Below are 13,846 nucleotides of genomic sequence, written 5' to 3' on the forward strand. Positions count from 1 at the left end.
GGTGGAAGCGATCAAGAGCGGCAAGTACGATCTGGTTGTTTGCAATTATGCCAACGGCGACATGGTTGGTCACACCGGCAAGCTGGACGCTGCAATCAAGGCGGCCGAATGCCTGGACGAATGCGTGAAACGCGTTGTCGAGGCCCTGGATGAGGTAGGCGGCGAAGCTCTGATCACGGCTGACCACGGCAACTGCGAACAGATGACCGATCCGAATTCAGGCCAGGTTCACACTGCCCACACCATCGGCCCGGTGCCACTGGTATACACCGGCCACCGCAAAGTTGTGTTGAAGAACGACGGCAGCCTGAGCGACGTTGCGCCCTCTCTCCTAGCCCTGATGGGAATGGAGCAACCGAAGGAAATGACCGGGCACAGCCTGGTTGAGATCGGCTGATCCGGGAACGGAACCAACCCTTGCAACTCCACGCGATTCTGGCGCTCGCCCTCCTTCTGGGCGCAGCGCCGGCTACAGCCCAACAGGATGTAACCCCGGCTCAGATCGAGGAACTCAAGGAACGCATTGAGGACATCGACGATTGGCTGGAGGACGCCGAAGAGGACCGCTCCTCCCTGGAGCGGCAACTTGCCGCGACCGAAAAGAATATCAGCCGCCTGACCCGTGAACGCCGCTCTCTGCGCCAGCAGGCCGAACAGCAGCAGCAGAGGCTCCGTGAACTGGAAAGCGAGGCGCAGGAGCTCACCCGAACCCTTGACCGCCAGCGGGACAGTCTCAAGAAGCAGATCCGCGCCGCCTGGATGGAAGGCGATGCGCCAGCCGTAAAGGTACTGCTTAACGAAATTGATCCGGACAAGATCGCCCGGACCATGACCTACTACGAATACCTTAGCAAGGACACAGTCGACCGCCTGGAGGCGTTCAGACAAAGCCTGCAAGAACTCAGAAGCACACAGGCTGCCGTGCAATCAACCCGGGTTGAACTGGCCAGAACTGAGGAAAACGTCGCCAAACGCCAGCAGGAACTGACGGCATCGAGAAAGGAGCGCCAACAGACACTGGCCGCCCTCAATGCCGACATCCAGAACCGGCGCAGCGAGCGGGAAGAACTGGAATCCGACCGCAAACGGCTTGAAAACCTGCTGGCAGAAGTGCAGCAGGCGATCAACAACATCCCCTCACCCAATGAATCCCAGCCCTTCGCCTCATTACGTAACAAACTGCCCTGGCCCGTAAAAGGACAGGTCCTGAGCCGCTACGGAGAGCGCTATGCCGACGGCAAACTCCGTCGCAACGGCCTGCTGATCGGCACCGGGGACGAAGCGGAGATCCGTGCCATACACTATGGCCGGGTGGTGTTTGCCAACTGGCTTCGGGGCTTTGGCCTGATCACCATCATCGACCACGGCGACGGCTACATGACCCTGTACGGCCACAGCAGCAGCTTGTTTACCAGCCCAGGCGACTGGGTGGTTGCCGGCGAACCCATTGCCCAGGCGGGCCGTACCGGCGGCACAGATTCCCCGGCGCTCTACTTTGAAGTCCGGCACAATGGGAAACCCGACAACCCTGGCCGATGGCTGGCAAACTGAGAGCCCCCGGGAGGGCTGACAAACGCCGCAGGTAACGCCATACTGTCCGGAGCCAGGGAAACCAGTCCAACTATCGGAATAAAAACGGGATATGTGAATGAAACGGGTCAGAAGTACACTCCACGCCTTGCCATTACGCAGCATTGCTCTCGCTACCTGTTTCGCAACCGCTTCCGGACTGGCCTGGGCCCAGGATAAAGACGCCGCCACCGAGCAGCTGCTGGAAGGCATCCAGAACGGCGAACGCGTGGAAATAAGCCTGCCGGATCCGGAGAAGCAGCTGCCACTGGAAGACCTCCGCAAGTTCACCGAGGTATTCAGCCGCATCAAAGATGCGTACGTCGAGGAAGTAAGCGATCGCAAACTCCTCGAAAGCGCCATTAAAGGCATGCTGTCAGACCTCGATCCTCACTCCACCTACCTGGCACCCAAGGACTACGAAGAGCTCGAAGAGAGCACCTCCGGCGAGTTCGGCGGGCTGGGCATTGAAGTGGGCATGGAAAACGGCTTTGTGAAAGTGATTGCCCCCATCGACGACACGCCAGCGCAGAAGGCAGGGGTTCAGGCGGGGGACCTGATCATCAAGCTGGATGAAAAACCGGTTAAAGGCATGAGCCTGGAAGAGGCTGTCCAGCTAATGCGGGGCAAACCCGGCTCGATCCTGACGCTCACCATTATGCGTGAGGGGGAAAGCGCTCCCATCGAAATCGAAGTGGAACGGGACGTTATCAAGGTCACCAGCGTGAAATCCCGAATGCTGGAAAATGGTTACGGTTATGTTCGCATTACCCAGTTCCAGGCGGATACCGGCTCGCAGTTCAAGGATGCCCTCAACGGACTGGAAGACGAACTCGGACGCGATCTTGACGGCCTTGTTATCGACCTGCGCAACAACCCGGGCGGGGTGCTGCAGGCGGCCGTAGAGACCGCAGATGCCCTGCTTGATGACGGACTGATCGTCTACACCGAGGGCCGCATCCAGAGTTCCCGCCTGCGCTTCAGCGCGCGATCGGGCGACATCATGGAAGGCACGCCTATTGTCGTGCTGATCAACGGCGGCTCCGCCTCTGCTTCAGAAATCCTCGCCGGCGCGCTTCAGGACCATGAGCGCGCTGTGGTGATGGGCACAAAGTCCTTTGGCAAGGGCAGCGTCCAGACGGTCATTCCGCTGGATGAGACCCACGCCATCAAGATGACTACCGCGCGCTATTACACACCGGATGGCCGCTCCATCCAGGCCACCGGCATCAAACCCGATATTGAAGTACGGCCGGCGGAACTCAAGGAGCTCGACAGCAAGCCGTTCTTCACCGAAGCGGATCTGAGCGGGCACCTTGAAGGGCAGAACGAGGGGCAGGACCAGGATGGAAACGATGATGCCCAGAACGCAACCGGTTCTCTTGCCGACCGGGATTATCAGCTACGCTCGGCACTGAACCTGCTCAAGGGAATCCGGATTCTGAACCCGAACAAGAGCGCCAAGGCAGAAGGAAGCGATCAGTGAGAGTAGTCAGTACTCTGCTGGCCGTAGCATTCTGTTTTATCGCCGGCACGGTGTCCGCGGAGCCGGCCCGAAAAGCACTGCCGCCCACCATTGCCATCATTATTGATGACATGGGCCACAGCCTTGTTGAAGGTGAGCGACTGGCAAATCTGGATCAGCCGCTCACGCTGGCTTTTCTGCCCTACCGCCCACACACGGACAGCCTGGCCCGGCTCGCCTACAAGCAGCACAAGGAAATCATGCTGCATGCCCCCATGGCCAACACCCGCAACTATGGCCTGGGTCCGGGCGGCCTGACCCCCGAGATGGACGAACAGAGCATGGTGACCACCCTTCGCCGTGCCTTGCAGTCGATTCCCCACGTCCAGGGCGTGAACAACCACATGGGCAGCCTGCTGACCCAGCAACTGCAGCCTATGGACTGGGTCATGAAAGAGCTGTTCCGCTACCCGGTGTACTTTATCGACAGCCGCACCATCGCCTCATCCGTGGCCGGTGATGTCGCAGCGGCGTACCGCATTCCGACCATGACCCGGGACGTGTTTCTCGACCACGAACAGACCGAAGAGTTTGTGGACCGCCAGTTCAAACTGCTGATCAAGCGCGCCAAAGAAAACGGCAGCGCCATCGGCATTGGCCATCCTCACAAAGTCACCGTGGATTACCTGGAGAAGCACCTGCCCAAACTGGATGAGCAAGGTATCGCCATTGCCACCGTCAGCGGGCTATGGGCCATGCGCAACGGCAATCGGGAGATGTTTGCGGAAGGAGAAAAGCAGGCCATTCGACCTGCTTTCGCAAAGAAGGATTAATCGCGGACTTCTATGCCTTGGGCCTTCATAAAGGCCTTCGCTTCAGGAATGGTGTGCTGTCCGAAGTGAAAGATTGACGCCGCCAACACGGCATCGGCACCGCCCTGAGTCACGCCATCGGCCAGGTGCTGCAGCTCTCCGACACCGCCTGAGGCAATCACCGGCACAATCACAGCATCGCTGATGGCTTTGGTCAGCCCGAGATCAAATCCGATCTTGGTGCCGTCCCGGTCCATGCTGGTCAGCAGTAACTCACCAGCGCCCATTTCCACCATCTTGCGGGCCCATTCCACGGCATCCAGCCCTGTGGGCTTGCGGCCACCGTGGGTAAAGATTTCCCACCGGGGCTCCTCGCCCTCTTCACTCACCCGCTTGGCATCAATGGCCACCACGATGCACTGGCTGCCAAAGCGATCCGCCGCTTCCCGGACAAACTCCGGGTTGAACACGGCTGCGGTATTGATCGACACCTTGTCTGCGCCAGCATTCAGGAGCTTGCGTATGTCATCCACGGTACGCACACCACCGCCGACAGTCAGCGGAATGAAGACTTCCGCCGCCATTCGTTCAACGGTCTCGTAGGTGGTGTCACGGCTCTCATGGCTGGCCGTGATGTCGAGGAAGGTGATTTCATCGGCTCCCTGCTCATTGTAACGACGGGCCACTTCCACCGGGTCGCCGGCATCGCGGATATCAACGAAATTGACGCCCTTCACCACGCGGCCTTTATCGACATCGAGGCAGGGAATGATGCGTTTCGCCAGAGCCATAAGCCGCCCTTACCCCTTCAGACCGTCGCAGAAAGCCTGCGCTTCAGCGACATCCAGGGTGCCCTCATAGATCGCACGACCCGTGATGGCACCAAGGATGCCCTTGTCCGCCACGGTAGCCAGGCGTTTCAGATCATCCATATTGGTCACGCCACCAGAGGCGATAACCGGAATACCACCCTCTTCTGCCAGTGCGGCTGTCGCTTCCACATTAACGCCCTGCATCATGCCGTCTCGGCTGATATCGGTGTACACAATCGCGTCCACGCCATCGTTGGCAAAGCGCTTGGCAAGATCGGTAGCCATCACTTCCGAGACCTCCGCCCAGCCATCGGTGGCTACGCGGCCGTCTTTGGCGTCCAGGCCGACGATGATGTGACCCGGGAATTTTTTGCACATCTCAGTGACAAATTCCGGCTCTTTCACGGCCTTGGTGCCAATGATGACCCACTGCACACCGGCCTTCAGGTAGGCTTCGATGGTTTCTGCCGACCGGATACCACCACCGATCTGGATGGGAAGATCCGGGTATTTACGGGCAATGGCCTGGACAATCTCGCCGTTGACCGGCTCACCGGCAAAGGCGCCATTCAGATCAACCAGGTGCAGGCGCCGCGCTCCGGCTTCCACCCAGCGAGTGGCCATATTGACAGGATCGTCACCAAACACCGTGGAGTCGTCCATACGGCCCTGACGAAGGCGTACGCACTTGCCGTCTTTGAGATCGATCGCGGGAATTATCAGCATGTTCCAGTCCAGTTTGTAAAATTCTCAAGCAACTGCAGGCCCGCCCGTGCACTTTTCTCCGGGTGGAATTGCACTGCAAAAATATTGTCTCGCGCGACTGCTGCCGCAAGGTCCACCCCATAGCGGGTGCGGCCTGCCATATCAGCGTTGCCCTCGGCTTCTGCGTAGAAGCTGTGCACGAAGTAGAAACGGTCACCCTCGGGAATGTTATGCCAAAGGGGGTGATCAATGGTCTGCTGCACCTGATTCCAGCCCATGTGGGGCACTTTCAGGCGTTCGCCCTTTTCCGTGAGGTGGTCACCGAAATAGCGTACTTGCGAAGGGAACAGGCCGATGCAGTCAACACCGCCGTTCTCTTCACTGCGGGACATCAGGGCCTGCATGCCCACGCAGATGCCAAGAAACGGGCGATCCTGAGAGACCTCACGAACCAGATCCACTACCCCGAGACGATGCATTTCGGCCATACAGTCGCGAATGGCACCAACGCCAGGGAGGATGACACGATCGGCTTCACGGATTTTTTCGGCGTTGTCGGTGACCAGCACGGTGGTGTCCGGGGCAACGTGCTCTACTGCTTTTTTGGCAGAGTGAAGATTGCCCATGCCGTAGTCGATAATGGCAACGGTTTTCATGGTTGTTGCGGTGTCCTTGATTGACCGGTCAAACATGACCGGTTAAAGCGAGCCTTCTGGCGACGAGGCGTTTACAGCGAACCCTTGGTAGACGGTGTAATACCGGCCATCCGCTCGTCCATTTCAATCGCCATACGCAGGGCGCGGCCGAAGGCCTTGAACACGGTTTCAATCTGATGGTGGGTGTTTTTACCCTTCAGATTGTCGATGTGCAGGGTCACCATGGAATGGTTCACGAAGCCGTGGAAAAACTCCTCGAACAGATCGACGTCAAAGCCACCCACGGCACCGCGAGTGTACGGCACATCCATCATCAGGCCCGGGCGACCGGACAGATCGATAACGACTCGGGAGAGCGCCTCATCCAGCGGGACATAAGCGTGGCCATAGCGGCGAATGCCCTTTTTGTCGCCAACCGCCTGCTTGAAGGCCTGGCCAAGGGTTATGCCGATGTCTTCCACGGTGTGGTGGTCATCAATGTGCAGGTCGCCCCTGGAAACGATATTCAGATCCACCAGACCGTGGCGGGCGATCTGGTCCATCATGTGCTCCAGAAACGGCACGCCGGTATCGAAACTGGATTTACCGGTTCCGTCGAGATCAATCTCAACGGTGATCTGGGTTTCAAGGGTATTTCTCTCTACCCGAGCCTTGCGTTCGGCCATGGGGACTCCGTGACAATTGAGCGGCATAACGCCGGAAAAATTCGATCCGGCGATTATACCTTTTATGTCGGCTGGAGTCCCACAACCGGTTTAATCGCTACGATAGCGAAGTGCAGGTAGATGGCAGAAAGGGCTGCGTCAGAACGCCTTCTTCAGATTGTTCATGTAAGTGTCTACGAGGCTGTTGAACTCGTGCTTGATAACCGGGCTGATGGCCAGCTTGAGCAGGCTGGGCAGGGGCACAGTCAACTCTGCGCTGGTCTGGAACTTCACGGCGGTGGCATTATCGCCCTTGGACTTGATGGTCCAGGAACCACTCACGACGCCATTGCCCTCGCCCTTCACCGGCTCCCAGGTAATCTTGCCGGCGTCTTTGTCCGAGTGATATTTGCAAGCGTACACCGACTGGATGGCATGTTTGTCGACGCCCACTTTTTCCATTTCCCAACGGTAGGCGTTATCGCCAAGGTCGGTCAGTTTGTGGACTTTCGGGAAGTGACTGGCTGAACGTGGCACATCCGCCAGCAAATCGAACACTTCATCATAGCTGCCCGGAATCTCAAGTTCGCGGTTCAGCTCAATCGAAACGGTAATAGCCACGGCCAACTCCTTCTTGTGTTTATAGGTATCAATGTAGTCGGAAAATCAGGGTCGTGTATTTTGGCCCAACACTACCGCATTGTCATACTCCCGCGCTGTTAATTTGTTAACCCTGCGTTATCCTTTGGGTCATTAGCGTCGGTATTCACAGCGAATACTGCAAGCTCCTAAAAATAGGAAGGAAGCCTGAATCATGAAAGCCGTCCGTTATGTGCTGATTGCCATCGTTGCACTGATCGTTCTTGCCGTGGCTGCCGTTGCCATCGCCATGGCCGTGATCAACCCCAACGATTACAAACCGCAGATTGAACAGGCCGTTGAGGATGCCACGAACCTGGATCTGGTCCTTGAAGGCGACATCGGCTGGTCTTTTATTCCACTTGGCCTTGAGCTGAATTCCGTAGAGGCCACCCTGGAAGGTGACCGCTTTGTTGCCCTTGAGCAACTGGTGGCCCAGATCGATTTCTGGTCACTGATCGCCATGTCCCCGAGGGTGAATACCTTCGTACTGGACGGGCTGGACGCCCGACTCGAAGTGGACGAACAGGGCAACGGCAACTGGACCCGCATCATGCCTGAGAAGGCGGCGGGAGCGGCAACCGAGGAAACGGCCGGAACCCAGGATGAACAGGCACAGGAGAGCGAGGGCGCCGGCGGCGAGCCTCTGAACTTCAACGTTGAAAACGTTCAGATCAGCAATGCCCAGGTGCACTACACCGACAAGAGTACCGGCCAGTCGGTCACGCTGGAGAACTTCACCGTCAACGCCAGCAACATTACTCTGGGCTCCGAGTTCCCGCTGGAAATCGGGTTCCGGGTAGCCACCACCCAGCCCACGTTTGAAGTGGATGGCAATATCAGCGCCCGCCTCGCCGCCAACGAGGCTCTCAACGAGTTCGCCGTATCCGGTCTGAATGCCGTGTTCGACATGACCGGAGAGCCGTTCGGTGGCAAAGAGGTCACGGCTGAACTGGCGGGCTCTGCCAGGGCGAACCTGGAAAACGAGACCGCTAACCTGAGCGGCTTTACCGCCAGCCTGGCCAACCTGAACCTGTCGACCGATCTTGACGTTACCGGATTCGGCGACAAGCCAACCCTGAGCGGCGAGATCTCCATCGCCGAGTTCTCGCTGAAGGATCTTCTGAACAACCTCGGCCAGCCCCCGGTGGAAACCAGCGATCCGGACGTACTTGAAGCCATCGCCTTCTCCACCGGTATTGGCGGTCCGGCCGGCAAGGTGGAGCTCACCGACCTGACCATCAAACTGGATGACACCACCTTCACTGGTTCCGGCAGTTACAACCTTGCCGACACAGGCGTTGTCTTCCAGCTCCAGGGCGACCAGTTGAATGCCGACCGATACCTGCCACCGAAAGCGGAAGGAGAGGCGGAGGAAGCACCCGCATCCCAGGAAACCGCTGCAGCCGGACCCGAAGGCGACCTTCTGCCCCTGGAGACCATTCGCAGCCTGCTGCTGGATATTGATCTGGGACTCGGCCAGCTGATCGTCAGCAACCTGACTATCAACGAAATCAAAGCCAGCACCACCGCGAAAAACGGCCTGCTCAAGGTTGATGAGTTCAGCGGCAAACTGTACGAGGGCAGCTTTGGTGCCAACGTGACCATCGACGCCCGCAGCGACAATCCGAAATGGACCGTTGGCTCAGACGTAACCAATGTACAGACCCTGCCTTTGCTCACCGATCTGGCAGAAGTGGATATGCTCGCCGGCGGGGCAAATCTCAAAGTGAACGCCAACACCTCTGGCAACCGGATCTCGGCACTGCGCAGCAATGCTGACGGACAGATCAGCTTCAACCTCGCAGAGGGCGAGTTCCGCCGGATGAACCTCACCCGCATGGCCTGCCAGGGCATCGCTCTGGTCAACCAGGATGAGCTGACAACCACCGACTGGGGCACCAGCACCCCGTTCAACGACATGCGCGGCACCCTGGACATCAACGGCAACACCCTGAACAACACCGACCTGGTTGCAGCACTGGCCGGGATGCGTCTGGAAGGCAATGGCACAGTCGATCTGGCCCAGAGCCAGCTGGATTATGAAGTGGGCCTGAGAATCGTCGGTGAAATCCACAGGGACAACGCCTGCCGCGTTACCGAATATGTAGAAAACGCGGTTATTCCCGTGGAGTGCCGTGGCAACTTCGCCGAGGACCCGGCAGGACTTTGCTCCTTTGACGGCTCCCGCTTCAGGGACACCCTGAAGACCATCGCCGAAAATGCCGCCAAGGCGAAAGCCCGTGAGGAAGTGGACAAGGCAAAAGCCAAGGCGGAAGAGAAGGTTAAAGAAAAGGTGCAGGAACAGATCGGCGACAAACTCAAAGGACTGTTCAACTGATGCCGGACAGCTTCGCCAACAAACTGCTCCAATGGTACGACTGCCACGGCCGGCATGACCTGCCGTGGCATCACAACCGGAATGCCTACCGTGTGTGGGTTTCCGAAATCATGCTGCAGCAGACACAGGTAACCACGGTTATCCCCTACTTCGAAGCGTTCATGGAACGCTTCCCGGACGTTCATGCCCTGGCCGAAGCCCCGGTGGATGATGTGCTCAGCCACTGGTCCGGCCTTGGTTACTACGCCAGGGCCCGCAACCTGCAGAAAGCCGCCCAGACGGTGGTGCGCGAGTTCGATGGTGAGTTCCCGCAAACCCAGGAGGAGCTTGAATCCCTGACCGGCATTGGCCGCTCCACAGCCGCCGCCATATTGGCCCAGGCCTTCGGCATTCGCGCCGCCATACTGGATGGCAATGTGAAACGGGTGCTGGCACGCTACCATGCCATCCCCGGCTGGCCCGGCCAGACAGCCGTGCTTAACCAGCTGTGGCAACGGGCCGAAGAGCACACTCCGGAACAGCGGGTGCGCGACTACACCCAGGGCATTATGGATCTCGGCGCCATGGTGTGTACCCGCAGCCGCCCGGCCTGCGAGAGCTGCCCGCTGCAAGAGGGCTGCAGAGCCTACGCCCAGGGTGAAACCTCACTCTACCCCGGCTCCAAACCGAAAAAGGCCAAGCCGGAGAAATCCACCTGGATGGTGATTCTTGAGGATGGCGAGGGGCGCATTCTGCTTGAGCGTCGCCCGCCCAGTGGCATCTGGGGCGGCCTCTGGAGCCTGCCGGAACTAGACCCGGCCTACGGAGCCGATGAGCTTCAGGAAGCCTGCGAACAGAGCCTGGGGCTGGATTGCGCAGAACCAGAGCTTATCAACGGCTTTCGACATACCTTTTCCCATTACCACCTGCACATACAGCCCGCCCGACTAAACGTCACCGGCGGCGCCAACACCGTTGCAGACAAGGATCATCTGAAATGGCTACACCGCCATGAAGCCCTGAACCTCGGCCTGCCTGCTCCAATCCGGTCGCTGCTTACCGAACCGGAGCAAGCAGCTCTGCTTTGATCCAGTGCGCTGGCCCCCTCAGCCGCAACGATCTGTTATCATCACCGCCAGCAACATTTGCCAACAGGAGCCATCATGAGCCGTACTGTTTTCTGCCGCAAATACCAGAAAGAACTGGAAGGCCTGGACTTCCCGCCCATGCCCGGCGCCAAGGGCCAGGACATTTTCGAGAACATCTCGAAGCATGCCTGGGAAGAATGGCAGGCCCAGCAGACCATGCTGATCAACGAAAAACACCTGAGCCTGATGGACCCCAACACCCGCAAGTACCTGCAGGCGCAGATGGAACATTTTTTCAACAACGAACCGTTCGACAAGGCCGAGGGCTACGTTCCACCGGAACAATAACCCCGGATTGATCAAAGCCTGAGCATGCCTGAAAAGATTCAGAAATTTTTCCGGCCTAGCCTTGACTCAAAACATCGAAACCGGTTTAATAGCGCCCCGTTGCACAGCAGTAGCGCAACATGCCCGGATAGCTCAGTTGGTAGAGCAGGGGATTGAAAATCCCCGTGTCGGTGGTTCGATTCCGCCTCCGGGCACCACTCTTTCCCTCCAATCAATAACTTAGGAGGGATTTAAGAGTTGTCCCATCATTAGTCCCCACATCCCAGATTTGCTTAGAAAACACTCAGACATTGACCGAGTGCAATCTTTTCGTACTCCTTCACGAAGTTAGCTCTGTACAACCAAATCTTCCGTAACCGCCTGTTTTGCATCTCCATTCAACCATAAAGTCGCTCTCCAGCCAATTCCTTGGCCAAACGGCGCGATCGTCTGCCTTAGGCGCGAAACCTCTAAAAAGAAGTAACTTTACGGAGCGATGCTGCGAAATGCGGTCCTGGTCTCGCCAAACATACTGTGGTCGGAGGTTGGAGTTAAAACTTGGCCGCTAGGGTCGCAAAGCGAACATTCGGAATGGCCTTCAATGCCGCCCAATTTGCCTCCGTTTGAGGCTCGGGGTTGTCGTGTTTAGTGGGGGAAGTCCAGACTGGATGGTGGGTCAAGGTTTGTTGAAGGATTTATCAAGGAAATGTCAAATCCCAAACTTAGGCTTTGACATGGGGTAAATATCCACACACCCTGAACGGCTGAGCAATGAACTGGCCGACCTGCCACGCCCGGACACGATCACAGCCCCCCCGATTGTTCCGGCTTGGCATGAAATTGATGCAAGGCTTTACCATCAAAGGTCGTCAGTTTGAAGGTGCGACGGTGGCCGATGGCGAAGTTGTTTTGTTGGGCGAAAGCGAGGTTTGTGAGTTCTTCAACAACACCATGATACCGAATCCCATGCATGTCCGTGGATTGCAGTTCAGGGTGCTAAGCCGACGCTACGCCGATGCACTAGCTGCCGGGCAGTTGGCGGCCGGCATCGTGGATTCAGGGCTGCACGACAGCGTGCTGGTGCTGCCCGGAGAGAGGGTCCGGATTGCGCTGACCTTCACCGACTTCCCGGGACTCTATCCTTACCATTGTCACAATATGGAGCACGAGGACAATGGCATGATGCGCTATTACGAGGTGCACAAGGTCTAGGCAACTCAGCAGGGTTGGGTGAACTCCGGGACCGGCACGGCGGTCCCTCCTGCGTTTATTTCCCGGTTACGGATTCAACGTAGTGAGCAACGGCCTCGATCTGTTGCTCCGACAGCGAATCACCGAACGCTGGCATGATCCCCACGCCACTCTTTACCGCATTGCGGACCTGCTCCGCAGAGGGTTTGAGCTCGTCCAGATTGGGGCCAATTTCGCCAACCGATCCTGCATCGTTCAGTGCGTGACAGATGGTGCAGGAGGGTTGAGCCTGCTCGGTGAACACCTTCTTGCCCAGTTCGAGTTGTTCATCCGCCATCACGGTGGCAGACGCAGAGACAAGTACAGCGAATAACAGTGTACGTAGTGACATGGAAAATCCTGGTTCGGTCAAAGAAACGGGCGGCCCGGCGGGCGAACCGCCACAAGGTTCATGCATTTATGAAACGGTGACGGTCACGCCATGGTCTTTCCAACTGGTGTTGCCGTATCCGCGCTCGTTTTCCGTGCGTGTGGGCGGCTGGGTATTGCCCTCGGTGTCGGTTGCGCGGCTGACAATCCGGTGATCGCCGGCGCTCAGATCCATCGACACCACAAACGGCCGCCAGGCATAACGCCCCATGTCGGGCCCAAGGAAGCGGGCGGTCTTCCAGGTTTCGCCACCGTCGGCTGACACCTCCACCTTGCTGACAGCATTCATGCCGCCGAAGGCAACGCCGTACACCAGGTTTTTGCCCTGGCTGGCGGTGGTCAGGGGGGCGGTAACCCAGGATTTGACCGGCATCTCCCACATGGACGGCTGATCGGGTGCTCCTTTCTCGCCAATGGGACGAATGCGATAGCCGGAGGCCTGAATCTTGGCGTCCGACTGGCCCTCGGTGAACGCCACCCGATCCACGTATTTCACGTTGTTGACCCCGAAATAGCCGGGCACAACCATGCGCAAAGGGCCGCCGTGGGCCAGGGGCATGGGCTCATCATTCATGTCCCAGGCCAGCAGGGCCTGATCCAGAGCCTTCAGGGGAATGGACCGTTCCACCATAATGGTTTTCGGGTCCAGCCCGGCAGGCAGGCTCTCGCCGCCCGTGCTGGTGATGTAATTCATCCCGGGTTTCACGCCGCCCAGTTTTGCGACAACCTCCCGTAATGGCACACCGGTCCAGATCAGGCAACCGGCCGCACCTGTGCCCCACTGGGTGCCCCCCGGCCCGTGCTGATAGTAGGCCCGCCCGTTTCCTGAACACTGAAGCACCGTGGTCACAGTTTCCACGCCGATTTTTTTAAGGTCGCCAAGGGTCAGGGACTGGGGGCCATTCACGCCTTCAAAAGTCACTTTCCAGGCATCGCGGTCAGCAACGATATCGGCATTCGGGGCTGGCAGATTGTTGCGCACGTACAATTTGTCACTGTCAGTGACCACACCACTGCCAATCGCTCCCCGTTCGGTTTCGATGGTGTTGGCACTGTGAACGATGACGTCATTGGCGTTTTTCCAGCGAACGTAGTCCGGCAGCGTTTTGGGCTCTGCGGCTTTGGCCAGCGGGCTGAGCCCCAGCAGACTGACGGACGCCATGGCACCGGCGGAGCCCAATAAAAGGCG

14 protein-coding genes, 1 tRNA gene and 1 pseudogene are annotated in these 13,846 nt (G+C 58.2%); 9 read left to right on the plus strand and 7 right to left on the minus strand.

Annotated features, from left to right (window positions below; genetic code table 11):
* From B2W52_RS10875 to B2W52_RS10890, 4 genes and pseudogenes are all read left to right on the plus strand, one after another.
* Positions 1-397, plus strand: a pseudogene (locus B2W52_RS10875) (2,3-bisphosphoglycerate-independent phosphoglycerate mutase); the annotation flags it as partial.
* Between the two features lie 20 nt (positions 398-417).
* Positions 418-1,551 carry a murein hydrolase activator EnvC family protein gene (locus B2W52_RS10880; protein ID WP_273070680.1) on the plus strand — a complete coding sequence of 378 codons (1,134 nt, stop codon included), beginning with the start codon at positions 418-420 and terminating at the stop codon, positions 1,549-1,551.
* Between the two features lie 97 nt (positions 1,552-1,648).
* Positions 1,649-3,055 (plus strand): S41 family peptidase, encoded by a 1,407-nt coding sequence (locus B2W52_RS10885; protein WP_008169320.1) that lies wholly within the window; start codon positions 1,649-1,651, stop codon positions 3,053-3,055.
* Positions 3,052-3,867 (plus strand): divergent polysaccharide deacetylase family protein, encoded by an 816-nt coding sequence (locus tag B2W52_RS10890; RefSeq protein ID WP_286803000.1) that lies wholly within the window; start codon positions 3,052-3,054, stop codon positions 3,865-3,867. The genes B2W52_RS10885 and B2W52_RS10890 overlap by 4 nt, the downstream gene beginning before the upstream one ends.
* Here B2W52_RS10890 and hisF read toward each other — a convergent pair.
* The 5 genes from hisF to B2W52_RS10915 form a co-directional block, all read right to left on the minus strand.
* Positions 3,864-4,637: an imidazole glycerol phosphate synthase subunit HisF gene (gene hisF / locus B2W52_RS10895; RefSeq protein WP_014578247.1), complete on the minus strand. Its 774-nt coding sequence runs from the start codon at positions 4,635-4,637 to the stop codon at positions 3,864-3,866. The two genes, B2W52_RS10890 and hisF, sit on opposite strands and share 4 nt — an antisense overlap.
* Before the next feature lie 9 nt (positions 4,638-4,646).
* On the minus strand, positions 4,647-5,384 hold the full coding sequence (gene hisA / locus B2W52_RS10900) for a 1-(5-phosphoribosyl)-5-[(5-phosphoribosylamino)methylideneamino]imidazole-4-carboxamide isomerase (protein WP_008169315.1): 738 nt from the start codon (positions 5,382-5,384) through the stop codon (positions 4,647-4,649).
* Positions 5,378-6,019, minus strand: coding sequence for an imidazole glycerol phosphate synthase subunit HisH (gene hisH / locus B2W52_RS10905; RefSeq protein ID WP_286803003.1), 642 nt, complete (start codon positions 6,017-6,019; stop codon positions 5,378-5,380). The genes hisA and hisH overlap by 7 nt, the downstream gene beginning before the upstream one ends.
* Positions 6,020-6,090: 71 nt before the next feature.
* A complete protein-coding gene (gene hisB / locus B2W52_RS10910; RefSeq protein WP_014578250.1) occupies positions 6,091-6,684 on the minus strand; it encodes an imidazoleglycerol-phosphate dehydratase HisB in 594 nt (197 codons plus the stop codon).
* Between the two features lie 138 nt (positions 6,685-6,822).
* The gene (locus B2W52_RS10915) at positions 6,823-7,284 is read right to left on the minus strand and encodes an SRPBCC family protein (protein WP_008169307.1); all 462 of its coding nucleotides are present in this window, start codon (positions 7,282-7,284) and stop codon (positions 6,823-6,825) included.
* A 193-nt stretch (positions 7,285-7,477) separates the two neighbouring features.
* On the opposite strand from B2W52_RS10915, the gene B2W52_RS10920 reads away from it, so the two are divergent.
* The 5 genes from B2W52_RS10920 to B2W52_RS10940 all read left to right on the plus strand — a co-directional run bounded on the left by B2W52_RS10920 (position 7,478) and on the right by B2W52_RS10940 (position 12,249).
* The gene (locus B2W52_RS10920; protein WP_273070690.1) at positions 7,478-9,643 is read left to right on the plus strand and encodes an AsmA family protein; all 2,166 of its coding nucleotides are present in this window, start codon (positions 7,478-7,480) and stop codon (positions 9,641-9,643) included.
* Positions 9,643-10,710 (plus strand): A/G-specific adenine glycosylase, encoded by a 1,068-nt coding sequence (gene mutY, locus B2W52_RS10925; protein WP_008169303.1) that lies wholly within the window; start codon positions 9,643-9,645, stop codon positions 10,708-10,710. The genes B2W52_RS10920 and mutY overlap by 1 nt, the downstream gene beginning before the upstream one ends.
* A gap of 75 nt (positions 10,711-10,785) precedes the next feature.
* On the plus strand, positions 10,786-11,058 hold the full coding sequence (locus B2W52_RS10930) for an oxidative damage protection protein (RefSeq protein WP_273070692.1): 273 nt from the start codon (positions 10,786-10,788) through the stop codon (positions 11,056-11,058).
* Positions 11,059-11,179: 121 nt separating this feature from the next.
* Positions 11,180-11,255, plus strand: a tRNA-Phe gene (locus B2W52_RS10935).
* Between the two features lie 616 nt (positions 11,256-11,871).
* On the plus strand, positions 11,872-12,249 hold the full coding sequence (locus B2W52_RS10940; protein WP_273070695.1) for a multicopper oxidase domain-containing protein: 378 nt from the start codon (positions 11,872-11,874) through the stop codon (positions 12,247-12,249).
* 55 nt (positions 12,250-12,304) lie between these two features.
* Here B2W52_RS10940 and sorU read toward each other — a convergent pair whose 3' ends face one another.
* Both sorU and sorT read right to left on the minus strand, forming a co-directional pair.
* The gene (gene sorU, locus B2W52_RS10945; protein ID WP_069184689.1) at positions 12,305-12,619 is read right to left on the minus strand and encodes a SorU family sulfite dehydrogenase c-type cytochrome subunit; all 315 of its coding nucleotides are present in this window, start codon (positions 12,617-12,619) and stop codon (positions 12,305-12,307) included.
* Positions 12,620-12,685: 66 nt separating this feature from the next.
* The coding region (gene sorT / locus B2W52_RS10950; protein ID WP_286803011.1) for a SorT family sulfite dehydrogenase catalytic subunit at positions 12,686-13,846 on the minus strand (1,161 nt) is incomplete at its 5' end.

The sequence above is a fragment of the Marinobacter sp. UBA2498 genome, from assembly GCF_002341575.1.
In the GTDB taxonomy this organism is placed as follows: Bacteria; Pseudomonadota; Gammaproteobacteria; order Pseudomonadales; family Oleiphilaceae; genus Marinobacter; species Marinobacter manganoxydans.